The sequence below is a fragment of the Lichenicola cladoniae genome, from assembly GCF_013201075.1.
Lineage (GTDB): Bacteria > Pseudomonadota > Alphaproteobacteria > Acetobacterales > Acetobacteraceae > Lichenicola > Lichenicola cladoniae.
This window is the reverse complement of record NZ_CP053708.1, coordinates 1,236,524-1,259,033: the sequence shown is the minus strand read 5'-3', so window position 1 is coordinate 1,259,033 and position 22,510 is coordinate 1,236,524. Positions and strand designations below refer to the sequence as shown.

Here is a 22,510-nt window from a genome sequence, read left to right as displayed (position 1 = left end):
CCCGGCTCCGTCAGCCCGGCGCGGCAGTCAGGCGGCCGGACTCGATGGCCTGGTTGAAGCCCTGCCAGTCGCGCTCGGTCTGGTCGGCATACAGCACCGCGAAATCGGCGATCGCGTGCGAGAAGCTGCGGCCTTGCCCGAGATAGGCGGCGAGCCCGACGATGTCGCCGGACCGCGCATGCGCCCGGCCCAGCGTTCGCCCGCACAGGGCGGCATACTCGGCCAGCCCGTGCTGCTCGATCTGCGGCGCCAGGGCGGCAAGACGGGCATCCTTGACCCGCCTTACATAGAACTGCCGGCCGGCCGCGGCACTGGTATCGTCGTCATGATGCGGCCCGGTGGTGTGGGTCCAGCCCAGGAAAAGGTCGGACGCCGCCTGCATGATCCGCTGGCCAACCACCACCCGCTCGCCTGCGTCCGGATAGGTCGATCCGCCGGCGAACGGTTCCAGCACCGACGCCTGCGCCTGCTTGATCTGCAGCAGCAGCGGTTCGCCGTCCGCGGTGGCGAACAGGCCAATCGCGCAGAAGGTGCCGACGCTGCCGACACCCACCACCTTGAACACGACGTCTTCGAGCCGGTAGCGCTCGAGCAGCAGCCGGCGTTCCGGCGAAAGCGTTGCGGCATAGCGGGCGAATGCCTGCCGGGTCGCGGCCTCATGTTCGGGAAGGCGGATCACCAGCGGCGGCTTCTCGCGCAGGCGCGGAGTCCGGCTGCCGGTGTCGAGCAGGCCGAACTGCGTCGACGCGCTGTGCAGTTGCTCGTCCAGGCTGGCACGGGCCCGGTTCCTCGCATGGTGGTCGTCGATCGCGTCGATCGCATCCAGCAGGTCGATCCGGGTGCCCCAGGCTTCCAGCGGGGTCAGTCGCGCCAGGCGCGCGAGTTCGCGCCCGTAGGCCTGCGTGGCATCGAGGGCGAGCCGGCGGCTGTCGCGTTCGCGCAATCCGTGCTCGCGGCCGCTCAGGACAAGGCTGGCGGCGAGGCGCTTGACGTCCCACTCGAACGGCGCAGGCAGCGTTTCATCGAAATCGTTGATGTCGAAAACCGGCAGGCCTTCCGGGGTGGCGTAGCTCCCGAAATTCGCCAGATGGCAGTCGCCGCAGCTCTGCACGCGCAGGCCGCTGGCTGGGGTCGTTGCGAGATCGGCTGCCATGATCGCAGCCGCGCCGCGCAGGAAGGCGAGCGGCGAGGCCTTCATCCGGCCATAGCGGATCGGCAGCAGCTCGGGAATGCGACTGGCGCCCTGGGCCTCGATGATGCCGATCGGATCGGGGCGGCTCGCCGACGGCTGCCACTCCGCGTGCACCGGGCGCCTGGTGGCTTGGCGAAGCGCCTTCCCGGCGGCATGGCGGTCGGTTCGCGAACGAAGCGGAAGGCTGGCTTGGTTGTCCATCCCCGGTCCTAGACGCAGTGTACGACCGGTGTCCACGCCTGACCGGTGACGCGTCCCCGCAGGTCAGGCCCGGTCGGCCCGAACCTCCATGGCACGATCGATGAACATGCCGATCTCCGGCAGCAGCCGCGCCTGGTCGACACGGAAATTGAACAGCGCCCAGTCCCCCGGCGCCACCGGCACGAGCTGCACCGCATCCGGTTCGTCGGTGATCAGATCGGGATCGGGGAAAACCAGCGGCGACGGGTCCTGCATGTAGGCGGGATCGTCGTAGATATGCAGGTCGCCGCGCTGCAGCAGGTTCGCGCGGCTGGTCAGCACATAGCCGGGCGCGTTGCAGACCCAGCGATACTTCGCGAGGCTCGCACCCCAGATCGACACGAAGCAGTCGCTTGCGGTCGCCCAGGCGATGCTGGCGGAAATCGGTGCGCCGATGGTGTCAAGGATCGTCACCGGGCTTTCGGAAAAAGCCGTGCGCAGGCCCGAGACCAGCTCGTGCTCGACGCTCACCGGGCTGCGGCCGGCGAACCCTTCGCCGTGGCTGCCGATGACCTTGCCATCCGCTTCCTCGCCGGCTGCGTTATGGCCGTCGAACACGATCAGGGCGCCCGGATAGCGATCGGCAACGAACGCCACGAAGTGCTCCAGGAACTCGCCGAGATCGACGATCGTGCGGTTCTCGACCCTCAGACCGAACAGGATCACCGGAGCGTCGCGTCCCGCCGGCAGCATGTCCGTCACCCGGCGTGCGGCCGGCAGTTGCGCCACGTGCTGCTGGATCCGCTGGCGCAGGCGGCGGGACACGTGCTCACGCGTCACGCGCAGCACCAGGATGCCGTGCTCATAAGCGTAGCGGGCCAAGTCGGCAGCGTTATGTAGGCGGCGATTGACCTTACCGGCGAGTTCCGGGAACAGCCGGTCGATCGGCCCGTACACCTCGATCCCCTCACCCGAATTCAGGACGATCCACTCGAGCAGTGCGTCGGGCGCATCCTGCACGTAGCGGTCGATGCCGCTCAGCTCGTTCCAGAGCTGGTGGCCGATATGAACCCCCGGCGGCCCGCGCATGACGCTGGCGAACCGGGTGGCGCCCTTGTTCAGGTAGGCGAACAACTCATCCGCCCATAACAGCGAGTGGGTGACGAACCAGGTCGGCATGCTGCGGATCAGGGCCCGGGCCAGACCATGCTGCGTCCCGTCCCGGGTGACCATCAGTCCCATCGACGGGAACCAGATGCCGGCGATCGCCGACAGGTGCTCGCCGACCATGACGAAGAACACCAGCTTGTGCCGGTGGTCCACGAAGCGGAAGGCGAAATGGAAATCGTCGAATACCAGTCCGCCCTGCGCATACAACTCGACGCCATCGACCGGGCTCGGCCAGCTCATCCGGCCTGCACGCGCGAAGCCAGCGATACGATCCTGCCAGTCCTGAAAAAGCGCTTCCGAAACCCAGTCATGGTCGAGCAGCCGTAGGCGGTCGTCCTCGCCGCGATACACCAGCGCGTTCGATACCAGTTCGCCCACGAGATGCAGGATCGGCGGACGCACCAGCTCGTCGACGCAGAGCATGCCGATCGCCAGGCGGGTGGCCTCGTTGACGCCGAGGAAGGCGCGCACCCGGGGATCGACAAAAGGAGTGCAGCTTCCCAACAAGGGGCCAGTCAGCAACCGGAGCAGCGGCACGGCACGGCTTTTCAATAGATCGGCCAATTCACGCGGTAATGCAGCAACGGCGTCACCTATCCGCTGCAGCCGGTGGTCGTGGAACCAGGTCGCGCGGGCACCGCTGTCATGAACCAGTTCGAGCAGGAACAACGGCGCAAACCCGGTGAACAGCGCCGCCGCACGCCAGCCGGGCAGGAACTCCCGTACCGGCTCGCCGCTCATCAGCAACGGCAGGTCATGGCCGCACAGGGTGATGTGAAGCGATCCGTTCTTGAGAAAGAGCGGATCCGCGATCAGATAGTCACCGCCGGGCGGCAGGGCGGGCGACGTCGCCGGATCAGCCACGGTGCCGGCAGACTGGCTCACGAACGTTTCTACCACGCGCACGGCTTTTGCGGATGGGGAATGTCCGGACCGAGGCCGGTCATGGACTCAATCCTACCTGGCCGATCGTGAGCATGCCGCATCGTCCCGATCAGGTTGCCGCACCGAAATAATGCGTCCGGGCGTAGGCGATCGCGGTCTCGACGTCCGCGAGGCCATCCCCCTCGCCCTGCTTCATCTCGATCACCACCCAGCGATCGTAGCCGATCTCGTCCAGCGCCCGTCCGGCCGACGCATGATCGAAGCCGGGTGACGCGAACGATCCGAGTTGCGCCTCGGCCATGTGGTAATGCGCCAGCAGCGGAGCGGCCTCGCGGATCGCGTCCGCCGGCCGGTCGCCGCCGAGCGTCACGCAACCGGTATCGAGATGCGCGCGGATGTTCGGGTGGCCGGTCATCTCGACGATCGCGATGATGTCGCGATACCGGTTGAGAAAGTCGGCGCCATAGACGGGCGGCACCGGCTCCATGCCGAGGACCAGGCCGCCGGTTGCGGCGATGTCGCCCAGCACGGAGAGCCGCTCGGCCGCCAGCGCCATCGCATCGTCGTTCGACAGGTCGCCCTTGAGCCGGCTCCTGGGCGCGCCGAACACCGCGACGCCGGCCCCGAGCGTCTCGGCGATTTTCGCCAGCACGTGCATGTGGGCACACATCGCGTCGAAGCCGGCCTGGTCGGCGAGCAGCGTCGCCTCCGGCTTGCCGAAGAACACCGCCTGCAGCGAACTCACCGACAGGCCGGACGCGGTGCAGCCATCGCGGAATGCCGCCAGCCGCGCCGGGGTCAGATCGTCCCACGGAGCGATGCGGGTCGGCGCCACCTCGACGCCGTCGACGGCGTGCCCGGCCAGAAGCGCGAATGCGCGTGCTTCCGACTCAGGGCTCCAGGCGAGGTTCGAAACGCCGAGCCGCCTCACATGCGGGCTCCGTCCGTCGTGCCACTCTCATTGGCGATGAACCGCTCCATCGCCGCAAGCACCCCTGCCTTGTCGAGAATGTAGCCGTCCACGCCCCCGAACTCCGCGTCATGGATCGTACGCATGTCGTAACGGGCCTGCGGGGCCGCATCCGCGCCGATCGCACTGCCGGGAAAGAACCGCGCCCGGATCTCCTCCATCGACACCGGTTCGGTGGCGAGGTTTACCACGCCCAGGTGACGGGTGCGGGCCAGTTCGAGATCCGCCGACAGCCGTTCGAGCGGATACCACTGGAACACCGAGGCGCCGTTGATCACGTCGATGCGGTTGCCGTTCATCAGGTCGTAGATCGCGTTCTTCTTCAGGCCCGCCCCGAACAGTGCCGGCAGGCGGACGATCTGGTGATTGGCGAAGCGGTCGGACACGTAACGCTCCAGCATGGCGCGGTTCGAGCCATAGGGATGCAGGCCCTCGAGGATCGGCTGGTCCGCCTCGCTGACCCCGATCGGCGAGCCGTAGACGTCGATGGTCGAGATCAGGGTGAAGTTGTCGGTGGTGATGGTGTCGAGATGGGCGATCAGGCCTTCGATCCGCGCACGATCCTCGTCCGCGTTCTGGTTCGCCCACCATTTCACCGCCCCGACGCCCGCGCATATCACGTCGGTGAAATGGTCGCCGTCGATCTGGCCGATGCTGGTCGAGTTGTAGAGTTTGTCGAAGCCCTGCTGCCGGATCAGGTTGGAGCCGACGAAACCGGTATGGCCGATCAGTGCGCGTACGCTCATTGCAGGGCTCTCGCTCATGGTGTTCAGCCCTGCTCCTGGGTCAGCAGACTGCGCTTGACGATGTCGCGTCGCAGCGGGCTCGCCAGCGGCGTGAAGCCCCGCTCGCGGCTGGATTCGATGAAGGCCAGGATCCGCTCCATGGCGAAGAAGATCGTGTCGATCTTGCCCGACATGACATGGAACACGCGGCCGCGCCGGAACACCGAGCAGCTGCGATCGTCGAAGTTGCCGACCGGCTTGGTCTTGATGGCAAGCTGCGGGCCGACGAACCGGAAGCTCTCCTTGAACGTCGGCAGGTAGCGGCCGACCTGTTCCTCCATCGCCTTCACCTTGGCGCTGACGGTTTCCGACGAGACGCTGTCGCGGATCCGCTGGGCCTCTTGCGCATTCGTCACGCGGGCCAGCGGCGTGTGCGGCACGCTGGAGAGGGTGTAGATGTTCGGATCCTCGGTCGGATACACCGAGCAGAGCGGACCATCGACGAACGTGCAGGCCGGAAAGGCGTGGTCGGTCTCGTAATAGAGCAGCACGGTCGGCTCGTAGAAGAACGGCATCGGCATGCCGAGCTGCTGTCCCCAGCTCGCGTCGATCAGCAGGTCGTAGGGTTCGCCCTCGACCATGACGCAGTCGGTGTCCTCCTCGATCGAGGTCACCTTGTGGTTCAGCACCAGGCTGTCGCCCAGCAGGTCCCTGAAGAACCGGCGAGCCTGCTCGATCAGCAGCACCCGCTCGGCGGTCAGCATCAGCCCGGCGATCTCGCGGATCGGGATCGAGGTCTCGTTCTGCTCCCGGAACTCGATGCCGGTCGAGGTCATGATCAGCCGGTATGTCGCGAAGTCGATCAGGCTCTCGGCCTTCGGCACCGCGTAGATGTTCTCGACGACCTCGCGGCTGAGCTGCGGATAGCGCTCCATGAACCGCATGAACCCGTCGCGCGACTGCACCCGGGTGCCGTGATGGCGCGGATAATGGAAGCCGAGATGCAGTCGGAACTGGTTGTTGCCGGATGCCTCGTGCAGCGGCCGGTGGTGCTGCTCGAACACCTTGACGTCGAAGCCCAGCGACTTCAGCGAACTGCCGAGATGACAGCCATACCAGCCGGCACCGATGATCGCCACTCTCGAAACCATGACCATCCTCTCGAAAGCCTGCGGTCGGGCGGCGCCGGACGCATCCTGTCGGGCACCCAGACCGGCTGCCTCCGGAACAATCCTAGACGAAAATCGCGTGTCCGCGACAGTCCGGCTACAACCGTGCGTCTGCGGCGGACGCCTACGTCCCCGGCGGCGGGGTCGCGGCACCGTTCAGCGACGCCTCCGTCATCACCTCGAACACGAAGGCGCGGAACTGGTCGAACAGCCGGTCCTCGTCGACCCGGAAATTGGCAAAGAAGGGATTGTCGAGGGCCACCGGCACCAGACGGGGCGCGTCCGGTTCGTCGGTGACGGAGGCGGGGTCCGCCATCAGCAACCGGGTCGGGTCTTCCATGTAGCGCGGCTGGTCGTAGATGTGCAGGTCGTCGCGGTGCAGCAGGTTGGCCCGGCTACTGACCGCAAGCCCCGGCTTGTTGCAGACCCAGCGGAACTTGGCGAGGCTCGCGCCCCAGATTGAGATGAAGCAGTCTGACAGCATCGACCACGCCAGGCTGGCGCCGATCGGCTGGTCGAGCGTGTCCTCGATATGGATCGGCAGGCCAGCCAATGCAGCGCGCATCTGGACGACGATCGCCTGCTCGATGCTCAGCGGCGTGTGCGCCGCCAGCACCTCGCCATGGCTCATGATCCGGCTGCTGTGCACGCCGGTCCCGCCTTCCCGCGAATTATGGCCATCCACGACCAGGACCGCGCCCGGCCAGGTCCTGGCGATCAGGCCGGCCAGCCTGATACAGAAGCCGGCGAGGTCGGTCATCGTCCGGTTCTCGACACGCAGCCCCAGCAGGATGACCGGCGGCGGCATGTCGCCGGGCATTTGCGGGCCGGACGCCTTGCCGGTCTGGCGCCGAAGCGCGTGCAGCCGATGCCGCGCCGCCCCCGTGTCCACGCTCGCCTGCAGGCGCCGGCGCAACTCGGCCGAGATACGTTCCCCGGTCACCCGCGCGGCGCACAGGCCCTTGGCATACAGATACGCGGTGATCCCGGCATCGTCGGCGAGCGTGCGGTTGACGCGGCCCTCGAGCTCGGGAAACAGCCGCTCGATCGGGCCCCAGAACTCGACGCCCTCACCGGCGCCGGCGACGATCCATTCCGGGATGAACGACCCGGCCGCATGGGTCAGCAGCGTCTCCATGCCGGTCAGCTCGTTCCAGAGCTGATGGCCGAGATGCGCGCCCGAGGGGCCACGCATGATGCTGGCGGTCCCCTGCACGCCGCGGGCGAGATAGGGAACCAGCTCCTGCGCCCAGGCTGCGCAGTGGCTGGCGATCCGGCGCCCGACCCCGTCCGGGAAATAGACGTCGGACAGGTGCCGGCTCCACTCGTCCTTCACCACCAGGAGGTTGCCGGTCGGGAAGTATATCCCGAGTGCGCGGCACAGATGGTCCGAAGCGATCACGTAGAAGACCAGACCGTGGATGGTATCGGCAAACCGGTAGGCCAGGCGGAAATCGTCCAAATACAGGCAGCCCTGTACCTGCAACGGACGGCCATTGACCGGACTGGGCCAGGTCAGCACGCCGTTCCGGGTCGAGGCGACCAGGCGGTCCTGCAGGGTGACGGCGAAGCCGGACTGGATGTGCAGGCGGTCGATACCGGCCTCGACCTGGTTTCCGTCCGGAGTGTCGATCGAGATGGTCGGCGAAAGCTTGTCCACCAGCATCATCCGCGGCTTCAGGACGAGGTCGTCGCCGATCGCCTCCACCGCCTGCTCGCATACCAGCGGGCCGAGCAGCAGCAACGCGTCCGCGGCTTCGAGTGCCGACGGCCGCGGCCTCGGCCGCAGCATGACCTCGCGGACGAGGCCCTGCAGCATTGGGCAGGCAGCCGCCAGGAACGCGCCCGCCACCTCGGGCGGAAGGTCGGTCAGGCTGTCGCCCAGGCGCACGTTGCCCTGGTCGAGAAACCAGCAGGCGCGGGCACCATCCGGCCCGGTGAATGCAAGCAGGCGCAACGGACCGATGCCGGGATGGAAGGCGGTGGGCGACCAGCCGTCGAGGAAGCTTCGAGCCGCCAAGCCGGGCTGGTCGTAGAGCGGCGCAGTACCGCCGCCAGGGAGCCTGAGATGGTAGGCGCCGTCCCGCTGCACGACCGGGCTGCGTGCCATCCGAAGATCGTTGGGCATCTTCAGGGCGCCATCGATGCGCAGTGTGTGGTGCACGAGTTCGCCATCGGCCATTTCCTGCAAGATATCGGAACCGGGGCAGGACCTGGACCATCCGCCAACCGCAGGTTCCAGACCGCCCATCGATTACACAGGAAAGTCATAGCTGGCGATGTCCAAACCACCACCGGGTTGTTCCTACGGGTGCTTGCGGTCGATCCTGAAGTTGAAGACCTGCATCATCTGGGTCGGGACCGCGACGCCGTCCTGGACGGCCGGCCTGAAGTGCCAGTGCACGACCGCGTCCCGCGCGGTGCGGTCGAGGGTCTGGTAGCCCGAACTGGTCGCGACCTCGACCGAGGTGACCGACCCGTCGGCGGCGATCCGGATCAGCATCTGCACCGATCCCTCCTCGCCGCGCCGGCCGGCGGCGGGCGGATAGGGAGGCATCCGGTTGGCATGGCTGTCGTCCGGGCTCGCAGGGATGATCCTCGGATCGTCCTGCATGCCGTAGCCGAGCCCATCGGCCTGATCGAGGTTGACCTGGGGCTGGCTCGGCTGGGCTGCCGCCTCCGGCGCCGGGGGCGTCGGGCTGGGCGGCCGCGTCGTGGTCGGGTCATGCGACGCCGGTGGCACCGTCACCTGCTCGCGGGACGCCAGGGTGGATGAGGCCAGGTCGGGCGCCGCGGGTGGCTGCGGCTTGGGCGGCGACGGCGGCGCGACCGGTGCCGGCGGCGTCGGGCTCGCCGGCGGGGTCGCCTGGGAGCCGCCGGCATAGCGGTTCTTGTCCATCAGCATCTCGATGGTCGGCGGGTCCGAGGCGGATGGCGGCGGCGCCGCGAGCGGGGTCGCCGGTGCGGGCCACAGATGCGGCGCCTCCAGGATGGCCACGGTCAGCAGCACATGGAACAGAACCGCCAGCCCGGCGGCTGCGAACAGCAGCTCGCGTCGCCGGCGTCCGCCCCACGCACGCGACGGCACGAACAGCCGCACGCGCGCCTGTGCCGGGACCCGCACTGCCGGTTGCGTGGTCCGCCGCGACGGTATCGGTGCCAGCCGTGTCGGCAGCGCCGGCGCCAGGACCGGCGGCGTGTTGCCCATGCCGATAGAAGCGGGCGGCAACGGAGCCAGGCGCATTACCGGATCCGACACGCCCGGACCATTGCGCGACGGTCCGCGGGTCATCTAGGGCGGCCTACGCCCGCAGGCGGTCGGCGATCGGCAATCCGAGGCGGTTCGGGATGTCCCAGATCTCGCGCACCGTCCGCATCGGCACGAAGCCGGCGCGCAGATACGTGCCCAACGCCCTCGGATGATCGGCGGTGCAGGTATTGACCCGGACGACCCCGCCACTGCTGCCCGCACGCGCGGTGTGGACGGCGGCCAGCAGGAGCGGGTAGCCGGCGCCGGTGCCGATGGCGTGCGGCATCAGCCCGAAATAGCTGAGATTGACGTCCAGGCTGTCACGCCCGTCCAGCTCGAAGAAGCCGATCGGTTCGCCGCCCCGATACAGCACATGCAGACTGATCTTGGGATTCGCCAGCAGCGCGGCCAGCTCGATATCGGGCGTCATGCGCCTGAGCCACCAGCAATAGGCATTCCCGACGGTATTGTAGAGGTAGCGATAGAACTCCACGGTCGGCGCCAGGACCCTGACCAGATCGCAACCGGGTGGAAAGCTCGTCGGAACGCCGTCATCCGGAGGGACCGGCGCGCCGACGGCATTCGGATCCAGACGCAGGAAGGTGACGTCGACAGCAACCCGGGTCGTGCTCCGATCCTGGAGCTGCGGCTGCCAGATGGACATTCGTGTTTGCCTCTTCCGGCCCGCATCCGGGCCGGAACATCAGTGGGGGTCGAGAACCGGGCAACGAACGAGCACGGCCGTGGTCGCCGGCTAATCGTCCAGGAACGACCGCAGCTTGCGGCTGCGGCTCGGGTGCTTGAGCTTGCGCAGCGCCTTCGCCTCGATCTGGCGGATACGCTCGCGGGTCACGTTGAACTGCTGCCCGACTTCCTCGAGCGTATGGTCGGTGTTCATGCCGATGCCGAAGCGCATCCGCAGAACCCGCTCCTCGCGTGGCGTCAGCGAGGACAGCACCCGCGTGGTGGCTTCGCGCAGGTTGGTCTGGATCGCCGCATCGAGCGGAATGACCGCGGTCTTGTCCTCGATGAAGTCGCCGAGATGGCTGTCCTCCTCGTCGCCGATCGGCGTCTCGAGGCTGATCGGCTCCTTGGCGATCTTGAGCACCTTGCGGACCTTCTCGAGCGGCATGCCGAGCTTCTCGGCAAGCTCCTCGGGGGCCGGCTCACGGCCGATCTCGTGCAGCATCTGGCGCGAGGTACGCACCAGCTTGTTGATCGTCTCGATCATGTGCACCGGGATGCGGATCGTCCGCGCCTGGTCGGCGATCGAGCGGGTGATCGCCTGGCGGATCCACCAGGTGGCATAGGTCGAGAACTTATACCCGCGGCGGTACTCGAACTTATCGACCGCCTTCATCAGGCCGATGTTGCCCTCCTGGATCAGGTCCAGGAACTGCAGGCCGCGGTTGGTGTATTTCTTGGCGATCGAAATCACGAGGCGGAGGTTGGCCTCGATCATCTCCTTCTTGGCGCGCGCGGAATCGCGCTCGCCGCGCGACACCGTCGCATAGACGCGCCGGAACTCGCTGATCGGCAGGCCGGTATCCTGGGCGATCTGCCCGACCTTGACGCGCAGATCCATCACGTCGGGTGCATGCTTGGCGACGAAGTTCTTCCAGGGCTTGCCCGGAAGCACCGCCATCGCCTCCATCCAGCCGGGCTCCATCTCGCGGCCGCGATACTTCAGCAGGAAGTCGTCGCGGCTGACCTTGGCGCTCTCGGCATGACGCAGCATCCGGCCCTCGAGGCCGTTCAGCAGCTGACTGATCTGCTTGAGCTGGGTGACCAGCTCCTCGATGCGGTTGTTGTGCAGGTGGACCTGCTCGACCTTGGCAACCAGCTCGTCGCGCAGCTTCTCGTAGCTCTTTTCCGAGCGATCGGAGACTTCCTCGCCGGAAGTGAGGCCTTCGAGCCGCTTGGCCTGCAGCTTGTGCAGCTTCTTGTAGAGGTTCTCGATCTCCTCGAAATGGAGCAGAACCTCCGGCTTGAGCTTCTCCTCGAGCGCCGACAAAGACAGGCCGACGCCTTCGCCTTCATCCTGGTCGTCGAGCTCGGGCGCCGCCTCGAAGCTGGGCTCCGCCGGCGTCGGGATGCCACCGCCCTCGGGCACTTCCTCCAGCGCCGCGTTGCCGGCCTGGGTCGCCTCGAGGTCGATGATGTCGCGCAGCAGCATCTGCCCGACCTTGAGCCGGTCATGCCAGGAAATGATCGCGCGGAAGGTCAGCGGGCTTTCGCACAGCCCGCCGATCATCTCGTCGCGGCCGGCCTCGATGCGCTTGGCGATCGCGATCTCGCCTTCGCGGGACAGCAGCTCGACCGAGCCCATCTCGCGCAGGTACATCCGCACCGGATCGTCGGTGCGGCCCAGGCTCTCGGCATCGACGTTGCCGGTGGGGGTCTCGCCCTCCTCGGCCTCGGGCTTCTTTTCCTCTTCCTCCTCGCGGGGAGTTTCGGTTTCCTCGTTATCCTCGTTCTCGACGACCTGGATGCCCATCTCGGACAGCACGGCCATTACGTCCTCGATCTGCTCGGACGACATCTGGTCCGGCGGCAGGACCGCGTTGAGCTCGTCGAAAGTTATGTAGCCGCGCTCGCGACCACGCGCGATGAGGCGCTTGACTGCTGCGGATTGCGTGTCGAGCAAGGAGGCGTCGGCATCCTGCTCGCCAGTGGTCGCTTCCGTCGTCGCCGCCGTCTTCGTCGCCATGCTTAACTCAACTCCAACCCGGTCCCTGGCCGATTGCCTCGCAACGACCACGCCACACGAGGCGGGTCGGGCTCATGGCCTCGGCCGTTTCAGCCTTCTTCGTCGGCAATCTCGCCACGTTCGACGAAATCCAACGTCATTTTCCGTAAGATCAATCGCTTCTGGCTCTCTTCATCCGGACACTGGATGAATGCCTGCTCCGCCGCTGCTCTCTGTTCTCGCAAGCCCTCGACACTCAGGAAGCCAAAAAAATGCCACCACGTCTTTTCCGCTTCCGCTGGCATTGCGTCATGGGACGCGCCGGCAGGCATGGGCAAAGGCGAGGGAGCCGATATCGTGTCGATTTGTGCCGACAGTCCGGCTGACTGCAGGTGGGCTGTGAGCCCTGCCGAGTCAAGTGTCGGTGAGGCATGGGCCGCCTCCAGAATCGCAGCCCGCATAGACGCCAGATCGTCGGGTAAATCAAGCCCGCATAGCGCCTGTTCGACATCGGCCAGCAGGTCCGGATGACGGAGCAGGATCGCGAGCAGCAGGCGCATCCGCTCGAGCCTGACCCGGTCCGCGGCCGGAACCGGCCTGGCGCCCGACATGACCGGAGCCGGCTTGAACGCGGACCTCCCATCCTGTGCCCGCCCCCCGGCACGGCCGGTCTGGCGTTGCTTGGCGAACGTCTCGAAGAAGCGTTGCTGCAGGGTGCGGCGGTACTCGCTGGCCAGTCCCTTGTGGCCGATCGTCGCGGCGGCCTCGGTCAGTTTCGCGTGCAGCGACGCGCGTTGCTCCGGACCGGGGTTCCTGATGCCCTCGCTCAGCAGCTCGAACAGCACGTCGGCCAGGCCGGCCGCCCCGGCCAGTTCGGCCGTCATCGCCGGTGCACCCTGCTTGCGCACCAGGCTGTCCGGGTCCTCGCCTTCCGGCAGCCGGACGAAGCGCAGCGTCCGCTCCGGGTCCAGCAACGGCAGCGCGGTCTCGGCCGCCCGGATCGCCGCCCGCCGCCCGGCACTATCGCCGTCGAAACACAGCACCGGTGCCGGCGCCACGCGCCATAGCGCCTCGAGCTGTTCGGGGGTGAGCGCCGTGCCCAGCGGCGCGACGGCGCCGCCGAAACCGGCCTGGTGCAGGGCGATCACGTCCATATAGCCCTCGACCACCACCAGTTCGCGCGATGCCAGGGCGGTGCTGCCGGGCGGGCGGATCGTGCGCAGGTTGGAACTGGCGCGCTCCAGCCCGAATAGGGTGCGGCGCTTGATGAACAGCGGGGTCTCCGGACCATTCAGGTATTTCGGCTGGCCGTCGCCCAGGGTCCGCCCGCCGAAACTCACCAGCCCGCCGCGCTTGTCGCGGATCGGAAAGGTGACCCGGTTGAAGAACAGCTCGCCCTTGGGACGCCCCTCCTCGTCCACGCGCATCAGCCCGGCCTCGGCAATCAGCTCGGGCGGAAAGTTCTGTTCGCGGAGTTCGGTCATCAGGCTGCCGCGCCCGTCGCCGGACCAGCCGAGCCCATGGTCGGCAATGGTGGCGTCGGTCAGGCCGCGGCCACGCAGGTAGGAAAGCCCGTCCCTGCCCTCGCCGCTGTGCAGCCGGCGCACGTAGCTGCGCTGGGCGGCGTCGAGCACGTCGGTCAGGGTTCGTGCACGCTCCGCCCGGCCGCGATCGGCGGGGGCCTGCTTCGGCACCTCGAGGCCCGCCTCGGAGGCCAGGCCCTCGACCGCCTCCATGAACGAGCGCCCCTCCGCCTGCATGACGAACGAGATCGCGTCGCCATGCGCGCCGCAGCCGAAGCAGTGGAAATGGTCGTCATAGACATAGAAGGACGGGGTCTTCTCGCCATGGAACGGGCAGCACGCCTTGAGCTGGCGCCCCGACCGAACGAGCTTGGTCTTGCGCCCGATCACCGCGCCGAGCGGGGTGCGGGCGCGCAGCTCGTCGAGAAAGGCGGGATCGAATGCCATCCGCGGGTGCGATCAGCCGGTCAGGACAGCCGCGCCTTCACCAGCGCGTTGGCCCGGCCGAGATCGAGTACTGCGCCGTGCGTCGTCTTCAGCGACGCCATCACCTTGCCCATGTCCTTCATCGACGCGGCTCCGGTTGCCGCGACCGCATCAGCGACGGCGAGGACCAGCGCCGCCTCGTCCATCGGCACCGGTAGGAACTCCTCGATCACCACGATCTCGGCATCTTCCTTGGACGCCAGCTCGCCCCGGCCGCCCTGCAGGAACATGGTGGCGGACTCCCTGCGGGACTTGACCATGTTGCGGAGCATGGCGGTGACTTCGTCGTCGGGGATCTGTTCGATGCCCTTGGGCCGGGCGGCGATATCCAGGTCCTTGAGCCTCGCCAGCACCATGCGAAGCGTCGAGACGCGGGGCGCGTCACCCGCCTTCATCGCCGTTTTCAGACCGTCGGTGAAGCGCACACGCAGCGACATGGGGTCGAACTCCATCATACCCGACCATGCAGGGAAGAGATTTCCCATCCGGCCTTTGACCGCCAAGTGGGAATTATCTTCCCAATGGACCACCCTCTTGCTAAGCCGTCCGGACGCGGTCTGGAAGGTCCTTATGTCATGCCGATGACGGTCGAGGCGATCATCGAACGATTGGGAGGCACCGAGCAGGCAGCCCGGCTGACCGGCGTCGGCACCGAGGCCATCCGTAAATGGCGACAGGCGCGCGCGGTTCCACCCAAGCACTGGACCGCCATCCTGCAGGCGACCGACCTTGTCGTGTCCGACCTTTCCCTTTCCCCCAAGCCCGCGGAGCCGGCCATGCCAAGCGCATCATCACACCCGCACCCCGCTCCGGCCGGGGCCACCGCGGCACTGGTGCTGGCGGATGGCAGCGTCATGTGGGGCCGCGGTTTCGGCGCGCACAGCCAGGCGCAGTCGATCGGCGAGATCTGCTTCTCGACCGGGATGACCGGCTACCAGGAGACGCTGACCGATGCGTCGTTCGCCGGCCAGATCATCACCTTCACCTTCCCGCATATCGGCAATGTCGGCACCACGCCCGAGGACGAGGAGGCGATCAACATCGCCGCCCGCGGCTTGGTGGTGAAGGAGGACCTGACCGAGCCGTCGAACTGGCGTTCGACCCAGCCCCTGGATGCCTGGCTGAAGTCGCGCCGCATCCCCGGCATCTGCGGCGTCGATACCCGCGCACTGACCCGGCGCATCCGCGACAACGGACCGCAGACCGCGATCCTCGCCTATCCCGCCGATGGCGGCTTCGACATCCCGGCGCTGCAGCAGATCGCGCGTTCCTGGCCGGGGCTCGAGGGCATGGACCTGGCGCTTGAGGTCTCGTGCACCCAAAGCTACGCCTGGACCGAAGGCACGTGGGCAGACGGCGCCCAACCGAAACGACCGGATACCACCGCCAAGCACGTGGTGGCGGTCGATTACGGCGCCAAGCGCAACATCCTGCGCTGCCTGGTGCAGGCCGGATGCCGCGTCACCGTCGTGCCGGCGAACGCCACTGCCGAGGACATCCTGGCCCACGCGCCGGACGGGGTGTTCCTGTCCAACGGACCGGGCGATCCGGCGGCGACCGCCGGCTACGCGGTGCCCGCGATCAGGGGCGTGCTCGAAGCGGGCAAGCCGGTGTTCGGCATCTGCCTCGGCCACCAGTTGCTGGCGCTGGCGCTGGGCGCGAGCACCTACAAGCTGGTGCAGGGCCATCGCGGCGCCAACCAGCCGGTCAAGGATCTGGCCACCGGCAAGGTCGAGATCACCAGTCAGAACCATGGCTTCGCGGTCGACGACAAAAGCCTGCCGGCCGACGTGCGGATCACCCATGTCAGCCTGTTCGACGGCTCCAACGAGGGTATCGCCAGCGATCGCTGGCCGGCCTTCTCCGTGCAGTACCATCCCGAGGCCAGTCCGGGTCCGTCCGACAGCTTCCACCTGTTCGAGCGCTTCGTCGGGCTGATGAACGGCAAGGCGATTTGAGGATGTTTAGCGATGTATATGGCATTCTCTCTATAATCGAGTAAACTTCCTATATGGATCCGATCCGCAACCCGTTCGTGCCCGGCGCCGGCGTGACCCCGCCCGAGCTGGCCGGCAGGCATCTGCTGCTGGAGCAGGTGGAGATCGTCGTGCAGCGCGCCCTGCTGGGCCGCGCCGCCAAGAGCTTCATCGCGGTCGGGCTGCGCGGCGTCGGCAAGACGGTCGTGCTCACCCGCGCCGCACAGCTGGCCCGCGATGCCGGGTTCAAGGTCTGCCTGATCGAGGCGCACGAAAAGAAGCCGCTGCCGTTGCTGCTGGTGCCGCATCTGCGCCGGATGCTGCTGGAGCTGGACCGGCTCGGCGCGCTCAGCGAGCAGGTCAAGCGTGGGCTGCGCGTGCTGAAGAGCTTCGTCTCCGGCATCAAGCTGCGCTACGGCGACGCGGAACTCGAACTCGACATCGAGGGCGAGCCGGGGTCGGCGGATAGCGGCGATCTCGAAGCCGACCTGCCCGAACTGCTGGCCGCCGTCGGCCGGGCGGCGGCGTCGCGGAAGCTGGCGGTCGCCATCATCCTGGACGAGATCCAGTATCTCGACGAGCGCGACATGAGTGCGCTGATCATGAGCATGCATCGCATCATGCAGGAGAGCCTGCCGGTGGTGCTGATGGCGGCGGGTCTGCCGCAGGTGGTCGGACTGAGCGGACGCTCCAAATCCTATGCCGAGCGGCTGTTCGACTTCCCGCAGATCGGCGCGCTGTCCGACGACGATGCGAGGCTAGCCCTCGCCGAGCCGGTGCGCGTCGAAGGTGCGCGCTTCGACGATGCGGCGCTCGACCGGATCGTCGCGATCACCCGCGGCTATCCCTACTTCCTGCAGGAGTGGGGCTACCATGCCTGGAATGCCGCCGCCGGCCCGGTCATCGGCGTAGCCGACATCGAGGAAGCCGACGGCCGCGCCATACGCGCACTCGATGCCGGCTTCTTCCGGGTCCGCTACGACCGGCTGACGCCCCGAGAGAAAACCTACTGCCATGCGATGGCGGATCTCGGACCCGACGCGCATCGCTCCGGCGATGTCGCGGCGGCGATGGGTACCCGCGTGCAGTCGGTCGCACCGCTGCGCGACGGGCTAATCCGCAAGGGCATGATCTACAGCCCGGCGCATGGCGCCACCGATTTCACCGTGCCGTTGTTCGACCAGTTCCTGCACCGACTTGTTCCGGCTCCGGCCGACGCTCGCACCTGAAGGCGCACCGATAATGCCCAAGCGGACAGACATAAACTCCATCCTGATCATCGGCGCCGGCCCGATCGTTATCGGCCAGGCCTGCGAGTTCGATTATTCGGGCGCCCAGGCCTGCAAGACGCTGCGCGACGAGGGCTACCGGGTGATCCTGGTGAACTCCAACCCGGCGACGATCATGACCGACCCGGGCCTGGCGCATGCGACCTATGTCGAGCCGATCACGCCGGAATTCGTCGAGCGGATCATCCTGCGCGAGAAGCCCAACGCGATCCTGCCGACCATGGGCGGGCAGACTGCGCTCAATACCGCCATGGCGCTGGACGCCTCGGGGTTCCTGAAAGCGCACAATGTCGAGCTGATCGGCGCCAATGCCGAGGTCATCGACCGTGCCGAGGACCGGCTCAAGTTCCGCGACGCGATGGCCGAGATCGGCATCGAGAGCCCGAAGAGCGTGATCGCGCACACGCTTGCCGAGGCGCGCGACGCCCTCGCCATCGTCGGCCTGCCGGCGGTGATCCGGCCGTCCTTCACGCTGGGCGGCACCGGCGGCGGCATCGCCTACAACCGCGAGGAATTCGAGCAGATCGTCACCGGCGGCCTGGACGCGTCGCCCACCACCGAGGTGCTGATCGAGGAAAGCGTGCTTGGCTGGAAAGAGTACGAGATGGAGGTGGTGCGCGACACCGCCGACAACTGCATCATCGTCTGCTCGATCGAGAATATCGATCCGATGGGCGTACACACAGGGGATTCCGTGACTGTCGCGCCGGCGTTGACGCTGACCGACAAGGAATACCAGCGCATGCGCGACGCCTCGATCGCGTGCCTGCGCAAGATCGGCGTCGAGACCGGCGGCTCCAACGTGCAGTTCGGCATCAACCCGGCCGATGGGCGCATGGTGGTGATCGAGATGAACCCGCGCGTGTCGCGCTCCTCGGCACTCGCATCCAAGGCCACCGGCTTCCCGATCGCCAAGGTCGCGGCACGCCTGGCCGTCGGCTACACATTGGACGAGCTCACCAACGACATCACCGGCACCACGCCGGCGGCATTCGAGCCGACCATCGACTATGTCGTGGTGAAGATCCCGCGCTTCACCTTCGAGAAGTTCCCGGGCAGCCCTGCCATGTTGTCGACCAGCATGAAATCGGTCGGTGAGGCGATGTCGATCGGCCGCAGCTTCAACGAGGCGCTGCAGAAGGGCCTGCGCTCGATGGAAACCGGCCTGTCCGGTCTCGATCCGGTCGAGCCGCCCGGCGATGGCGGGCATGATGCATTCCGCGCCGCGCTCAGCCAGCCGAAGCCCGACCGCATCCTGATGGCAGCCCAGGCATTGCGCGCCGGCGTGTCGGTCGAGGACATCCACACCGCCTGCAAGTTCGATCCGTGGTTCCTGCGCGAGATCGACAAGATCATCGTGTGCGAGCGTGAGGTCGAGACCGGCGGGCTGCCGCAGGACGCGTTCGGCCTGCGCCGCCTGAAGGCGATGGGCTTCTCGGACGCGCGCCTGGCGGTGCTGTCCGGGCTTGACGAAACGGCGGTGCACCAGCTGCGCACCCGCCTCGGCGTGCATGCGGTGTACAAACGGATCGATACCTGCGCTGCCGAGTTCGCATCCGCCACGCCGTACATGTACTCGACCTACGAAGGCGGCTACGGCCAGCCGGAATGCGAGAGCGACCCGACCGCGCGGGACAAGATCATCATCCTCGGCGGCGGGCCGAACCGGATCGGCCAGGGCATCGAGTTCGACTATTGCTGCGTCCATGCCGCCTATGCGCTGCGCGAGGCCGGCTTCGAGACCATCATGGTCAACTGCAATCCCGAAACCGTCTCGACCGACTACGACACCTCGGACCGGCTGTATTTCGAACCGCTGACCGAAGAGGACGTCATCGCGCTGATCCGGCGCGAGCAGGAGGCCGGCACGGTGCTCGGCTGCATCGTGCAGTATGGCGGCCAGACCCCGCTGAAGCTGAGCCGTGCGCTGGAGCGGGCCGGCATTCCGATCCTGGGCACCCCCGCCGATGCGATCGACCGTGCCGAGGACCGCGAGCGGTTCCAGGCAATGCTGCACAAGCTCGGCCTGCGCCAGCCGGAAAACGGCATCGCCCGTTCCCCGGCGGAAGCCGAGGCAGTGGCCGACCGGATCGGCTATCCCGTGGTGATCCGCCCGTCCTACGTGCTGGGCGGCCGGGCGATGGAAATCGTGCATGACCGCGCCAGCCTCGCCCGCTACATGCGCGTGGCACTGCAGCTGGCCGGGCCGGACATCGCGAACGGGCCGGTCCTCATCGATCGCTACCTGAACGATGCGATCGAGACCGATGTCGACTGCATCTGCGACGGCACCCAGGTCTATGTCGCCGGCGTCATGGAGCATATCGAGGAGGCCGGCATCCATTCCGGCGACAGTGCCTGCTCGCTGCCGCCCTATTCGCTGTCGCCCGCCACCATCACCGAGCTCAAGGCGCAGACCGAGGCGATGGCGCGCGAGCTCGGCATCGTCGGGCTGATGAACGTGCAGTATGCGATCAAGGGCGACACGATCTATGTGCTCGAGGTCAATCCGCGTGCGTCGCGCACCGTGCCGTTCGTCGCCAAGGCGACCGGGGTGCCGATCGCCAAGATCGGCGCGCGGGTGATGGCCGGCGCCAAGCTGTCCGAGTTCCGGCTCGACGACCGGGCCATTGCGCCGCACGTCGCGGTCAAGGAAGCGGTGTTCCCGTTCGCGCGGTTCGCCGGCGTCGACGTGATCCTGGGTCCGGAAATGCGCTCGACCGGCGAGGTGATCGGCCTCGATGCCAGCTTCGAGCGCGCCTTCGCCAAGGCGCAGCTCGGCGCCGGGGTGAAGCTGCCGCTGGCCGGCACGGTGTTCCTGTCGGTGCGGCAAGGCGACAAGCAGGCGATCGGCGCGCTGGGCCGGCGCCTGGTCGATATGGGGTTCAAGCTGCTGGCGACGCGCGGCACCGCCGCCACCCTGAAGCAGGCCGGGATCGAGGCTGCCATCGTCAACAAGGTGCTGGAGGGCCGGCCCCACTGCGTCGACGCGATCCGCTCCGGCGACGTGCAGATGGTGATCAACACTGCCGGCGGCGCGCAGTCGGTGACCGACAGCTTCGACATCCGCCGCAGCGCCCTTACCCACGGCATTCCGCACTTCACCACGATCGCCGGAGCCAGGGCGGCGGTCTATGCGATCGCGGCAATGCGATCCGGCCCGCTTGAAGTCGCCCCGTTGCAGTCCTACTTTCACGGATCGTTCTGAGCGGTCGGACGACGGAAGGCACCTGGGGTTACTCCCGCCCGGGCCGGTCCGTCGATCGCTTCGATGTAGCCTATCACCAGGTCTGGGGACGTGTTCGTTGCAGAAATTTCCAATGACGGGCCGCGGCCTGCAGCGGCTCGAAGACGAACTCCGCAAGCTCAAGAGCGAGGAGCGCCCGGCGGTCATCCGCGCGATCGCCGAGGCCCGCAGCCACGGCGACCTGTCCGAGAACGCCGAATACGATGCGGCCCGTGATCGCCAGTCGTTCGTCGAGGGCCGGATCGGCGAGCTCGAGGAAGTCATCTCGGCGGTCGAGGTGATCGATCCGTCCAGCCTGTCCGGCGACCACGTGCAGTTCGGCGCCCAGGTGAAGCTGGTCGACGAGGAAACCGACAAGGAAGCCACGTATCAGATCGTCGGCGTGTACGAGGCCGACATCAAGTCGGGGCTGCTTTCGGTGTCGGCGCCGCTGGCCCGTTCGCTGATCGGCAAGCGCAAGGGCGATACGGTATCGGTACCTGCGCCCGGCGGCGACCGCACCTACGAGATCCTCAACGTCAGCTTCGGCTGAGATCGACCGGGCGATGATCGGTCTCCAGGACGTTCGGGATGCGCATGCGCGCATCGCCGGACGCATCCTGCGTACGCCGACGATCCGCAGCGAGAGACTGTCCCGCGTCACCGGCGCCGACATCACCCTGAAGCTCGACAACCTGCAGGCGGTCGGTTCGTTCAAGGAGCGCGGTGCCGCCAACAAGCTGGCGCTGTTGACCGACGACGAGCGGGCCCGCGGCGTGATCACCGTGTCGGCCGGCAACCATGCCCAGGGCGTGGCGCGGCATGCGAGCCTGCTCGGCATCGACGCCGTCATCGTCATGCCGAAATTCACTCCGGCGGCGAAGGTCACCCGGACCGCTGCCTGGGGCGCCCGCGTCGTCCTGCACGGTCTCAGCTTCTCCGAGGCGAGCGTGCACGCATTCGAGCTGTGCGAGCGCGAACGGCGGGTGTTCGTCCATCCCTATGACGATGTCGCGGTCATGGCCGGCCAGGGGACGCTCACGCTGGAGCTGCTCGAGGATGCCGGGCCGCTCGATGTGCTGGTGATCCCGATCGGCGGCGGCGGGCTGATTTCGGGCAGTGCAGCCGCGGCCGTCGAGATGCGTCCGGGCATCGAGATCATCGGCGTGCAGGTGGAGAACTACGCCTCGCTGGCAGGCTTCCCGGCCGACGAGGTCATGCCGCCGGGTGGTGCCACGATCGCCGAGGGCATGGCCGTGCTACAGGTCGGCCGGCGACCGCTCGAGCTGGTAAAGCGCCATGTCAGCCGGGTCATTACGGTATCGGAACTGGCAGTCGAGGATGCGCTGACGCTGATGGCGGAAGCGGCGAAGCAGGTTGCCGAAGGCGCCGGCGCCGCAGCGCTTGCGGCCATCCTGTCCAACCCGGACATGTTCCGCGGTCGGCGCGTCGCGATACCGGTCTGCGGCGGCAATATCGACAGCCGCATCCTGGCCAACACGCTGCTGCGCACGCTGCTCCGCGATGGCCGGCTGCTGCGGCTGCTGATGGAAATTCCGGATCGCCCGGGCGTGCTGGCGGACATCGCCACCATCATCGGCGAAAGCGGCGGCAACATCATCGAGGTGTCGCACCAGCGCCTGTTCGCGACCCCCAGCGTGCAGGCGGCCCATCTCGAGGTCATGCTGGAAGCCCGCGATCCCGAACACGCCCAGCAGATCGAGCACGCGCTTCGGGAACGCTACGTGGTCAAGCGCATCTAGCAATTCGCGAAATGATG

At 67.3% G+C, this 22,510-nt stretch carries 16 protein-coding genes; 5 read left to right on the top strand and 11 right to left on the bottom strand.

The window, feature by feature from the left end:
* Positions 1 to 10: 10 nt before the first annotated feature.
* From HN018_RS05725 to HN018_RS05675, 11 genes are all read right to left on the bottom strand, one after another.
* Complete coding sequence (locus tag HN018_RS05725; RefSeq protein ID WP_171834602.1) at positions 11 to 1,393, bottom strand: DUF2252 domain-containing protein; 1,383 nt, start codon at positions 1,391 to 1,393, stop codon at positions 11 to 13.
* Positions 1,394 to 1,456: 63 nt separating this feature from the next.
* Positions 1,457 to 3,427: a hypothetical protein gene (locus HN018_RS05720; RefSeq protein WP_171834601.1), complete on the bottom strand. Its 1,971-nt coding sequence runs from the start codon at positions 3,425 to 3,427 to the stop codon at positions 1,457 to 1,459.
* Between the two features lie 109 nt (positions 3,428 to 3,536).
* A complete protein-coding gene (locus tag HN018_RS05715; RefSeq protein ID WP_171834600.1) occupies positions 3,537 to 4,358 on the bottom strand; it encodes a sugar phosphate isomerase/epimerase family protein in 822 nt (273 codons plus the stop codon).
* Positions 4,355 to 5,161: a Rossmann-fold NAD(P)-binding domain-containing protein gene (locus tag HN018_RS05710; RefSeq protein WP_172443458.1), complete on the bottom strand. Its 807-nt coding sequence runs from the start codon at positions 5,159 to 5,161 to the stop codon at positions 4,355 to 4,357. Before HN018_RS05710 ends, HN018_RS05715 begins: the two co-directional genes overlap by 4 nt.
* A gap of 5 nt (positions 5,162 to 5,166) precedes the next feature.
* Positions 5,167 to 6,273: an NAD-binding protein gene (locus HN018_RS05705; RefSeq protein ID WP_171834598.1), complete on the bottom strand. Its 1,107-nt coding sequence runs from the start codon at positions 6,271 to 6,273 to the stop codon at positions 5,167 to 5,169.
* 142 nt (positions 6,274 to 6,415) lie between these two features.
* Positions 6,416 to 8,482 carry a hypothetical protein gene (locus HN018_RS05700; protein WP_171834597.1) on the bottom strand — a complete coding sequence of 689 codons (2,067 nt, stop codon included), beginning with the start codon at positions 8,480 to 8,482 and terminating at the stop codon, positions 6,416 to 6,418.
* A gap of 114 nt (positions 8,483 to 8,596) precedes the next feature.
* The gene (locus HN018_RS05695; protein WP_171834596.1) at positions 8,597 to 9,583 is read right to left on the bottom strand and encodes an energy transducer TonB; all 987 of its coding nucleotides are present in this window, start codon (positions 9,581 to 9,583) and stop codon (positions 8,597 to 8,599) included.
* Positions 9,584 to 9,593: 10 nt separating this feature from the next.
* Positions 9,594 to 10,205: a GNAT family N-acetyltransferase gene (locus HN018_RS05690; RefSeq protein ID WP_171834595.1), complete on the bottom strand. Its 612-nt coding sequence runs from the start codon at positions 10,203 to 10,205 to the stop codon at positions 9,594 to 9,596.
* A gap of 90 nt (positions 10,206 to 10,295) precedes the next feature.
* Entirely contained in the window at positions 10,296 to 12,251 is a 1,956-nt protein-coding gene (rpoD, locus tag HN018_RS05685; protein ID WP_171834594.1) for an RNA polymerase sigma factor RpoD, read from the bottom strand.
* A gap of 89 nt (positions 12,252 to 12,340) precedes the next feature.
* The gene (dnaG, locus tag HN018_RS05680; protein WP_171834593.1) at positions 12,341 to 14,200 is read right to left on the bottom strand and encodes a DNA primase; all 1,860 of its coding nucleotides are present in this window, start codon (positions 14,198 to 14,200) and stop codon (positions 12,341 to 12,343) included.
* A 20-nt stretch (positions 14,201 to 14,220) separates the two neighbouring features.
* Entirely contained in the window at positions 14,221 to 14,676 is a 456-nt protein-coding gene (locus HN018_RS05675) for a GatB/YqeY domain-containing protein (RefSeq protein WP_171834969.1), read from the bottom strand.
* Positions 14,677 to 14,814: 138 nt separating this feature from the next.
* On the opposite strand from HN018_RS05675, the gene carA reads away from it, so the two are divergent.
* The 5 genes from carA (at position 14,815) to HN018_RS05650 (ending at position 22,493) form a co-directional block, all read left to right on the top strand.
* Positions 14,815 to 16,197 (top strand): glutamine-hydrolyzing carbamoyl-phosphate synthase small subunit, encoded by a 1,383-nt coding sequence (gene carA, locus HN018_RS05670; protein ID WP_171834968.1) that lies wholly within the window; start codon positions 14,815 to 14,817, stop codon positions 16,195 to 16,197.
* Between the two features lie 53 nt (positions 16,198 to 16,250).
* The gene (locus HN018_RS05665) at positions 16,251 to 17,444 is read left to right on the top strand and encodes an ATP-binding protein (RefSeq protein WP_171834592.1); all 1,194 of its coding nucleotides are present in this window, start codon (positions 16,251 to 16,253) and stop codon (positions 17,442 to 17,444) included.
* Between the two features lie 13 nt (positions 17,445 to 17,457).
* Positions 17,458 to 20,712: a carbamoyl-phosphate synthase large subunit gene (gene carB, locus HN018_RS05660; RefSeq protein ID WP_171834591.1), complete on the top strand. Its 3,255-nt coding sequence runs from the start codon at positions 17,458 to 17,460 to the stop codon at positions 20,710 to 20,712.
* Between the two features lie 97 nt (positions 20,713 to 20,809).
* Complete coding sequence (greA, locus tag HN018_RS05655) at positions 20,810 to 21,283, top strand: transcription elongation factor GreA (protein ID WP_171834590.1); 474 nt, start codon at positions 20,810 to 20,812, stop codon at positions 21,281 to 21,283.
* Between the two features lie 13 nt (positions 21,284 to 21,296).
* Positions 21,297 to 22,493 carry a threonine ammonia-lyase gene (locus tag HN018_RS05650; protein ID WP_171834589.1) on the top strand — a complete coding sequence of 399 codons (1,197 nt, stop codon included), beginning with the start codon at positions 21,297 to 21,299 and terminating at the stop codon, positions 22,491 to 22,493.
* The last annotated feature ends 17 nt before the right edge of the window (positions 22,494 to 22,510 follow it).

Bases quoted from the DNA above. Each gene is read 5' to 3' on its own strand.
- HN018_RS05695 (WP_171834596.1), bottom strand. From the start codon at position 9,583: ATGACCCGCGGACCGTCGCGCAATGGTCCGGGCGTGTCGGATCCGGTA.
- HN018_RS05705 (WP_171834598.1), bottom strand. From the start codon at position 6,273: ATGGTTTCGAGAGTGGCGATCATCGGTGCCGGCTGGTATGGCTGTCAT.
- HN018_RS05690 (WP_171834595.1), bottom strand. From the start codon at position 10,205: ATGTCCATCTGGCAGCCGCAGCTCCAGGATCGGAGCACGACCCGGGTT.
- HN018_RS05725 (WP_171834602.1), bottom strand. From the start codon at position 1,393: ATGGACAACCAAGCCAGCCTTCCGCTTCGTTCGCGAACCGACCGCCAT.
- dnaG (WP_171834593.1), bottom strand. From the start codon at position 14,200: ATGGCATTCGATCCCGCCTTTCTCGACGAGCTGCGCGCCCGCACCCCG.
- rpoD (WP_171834594.1), bottom strand. From the start codon at position 12,251: ATGGCGACGAAGACGGCGGCGACGACGGAAGCGACCACTGGCGAGCAG.
- HN018_RS05650 (WP_171834589.1), top strand. From the start codon at position 21,297: ATGATCGGTCTCCAGGACGTTCGGGATGCGCATGCGCGCATCGCCGGA.
- HN018_RS05665 (WP_171834592.1), top strand. From the start codon at position 16,251: ATGGATCCGATCCGCAACCCGTTCGTGCCCGGCGCCGGCGTGACCCCG.
- carA (WP_171834968.1), top strand. From the start codon at position 14,815: ATGCCGATGACGGTCGAGGCGATCATCGAACGATTGGGAGGCACCGAG.
- HN018_RS05675 (WP_171834969.1), bottom strand. From the start codon at position 14,676: ATGTCGCTGCGTGTGCGCTTCACCGACGGTCTGAAAACGGCGATGAAG.
- carB (WP_171834591.1), top strand. From the start codon at position 17,458: ATGCCCAAGCGGACAGACATAAACTCCATCCTGATCATCGGCGCCGGC.
- HN018_RS05710 (WP_172443458.1), bottom strand. From the start codon at position 5,161: ATGAGCGAGAGCCCTGCAATGAGCGTACGCGCACTGATCGGCCATACC.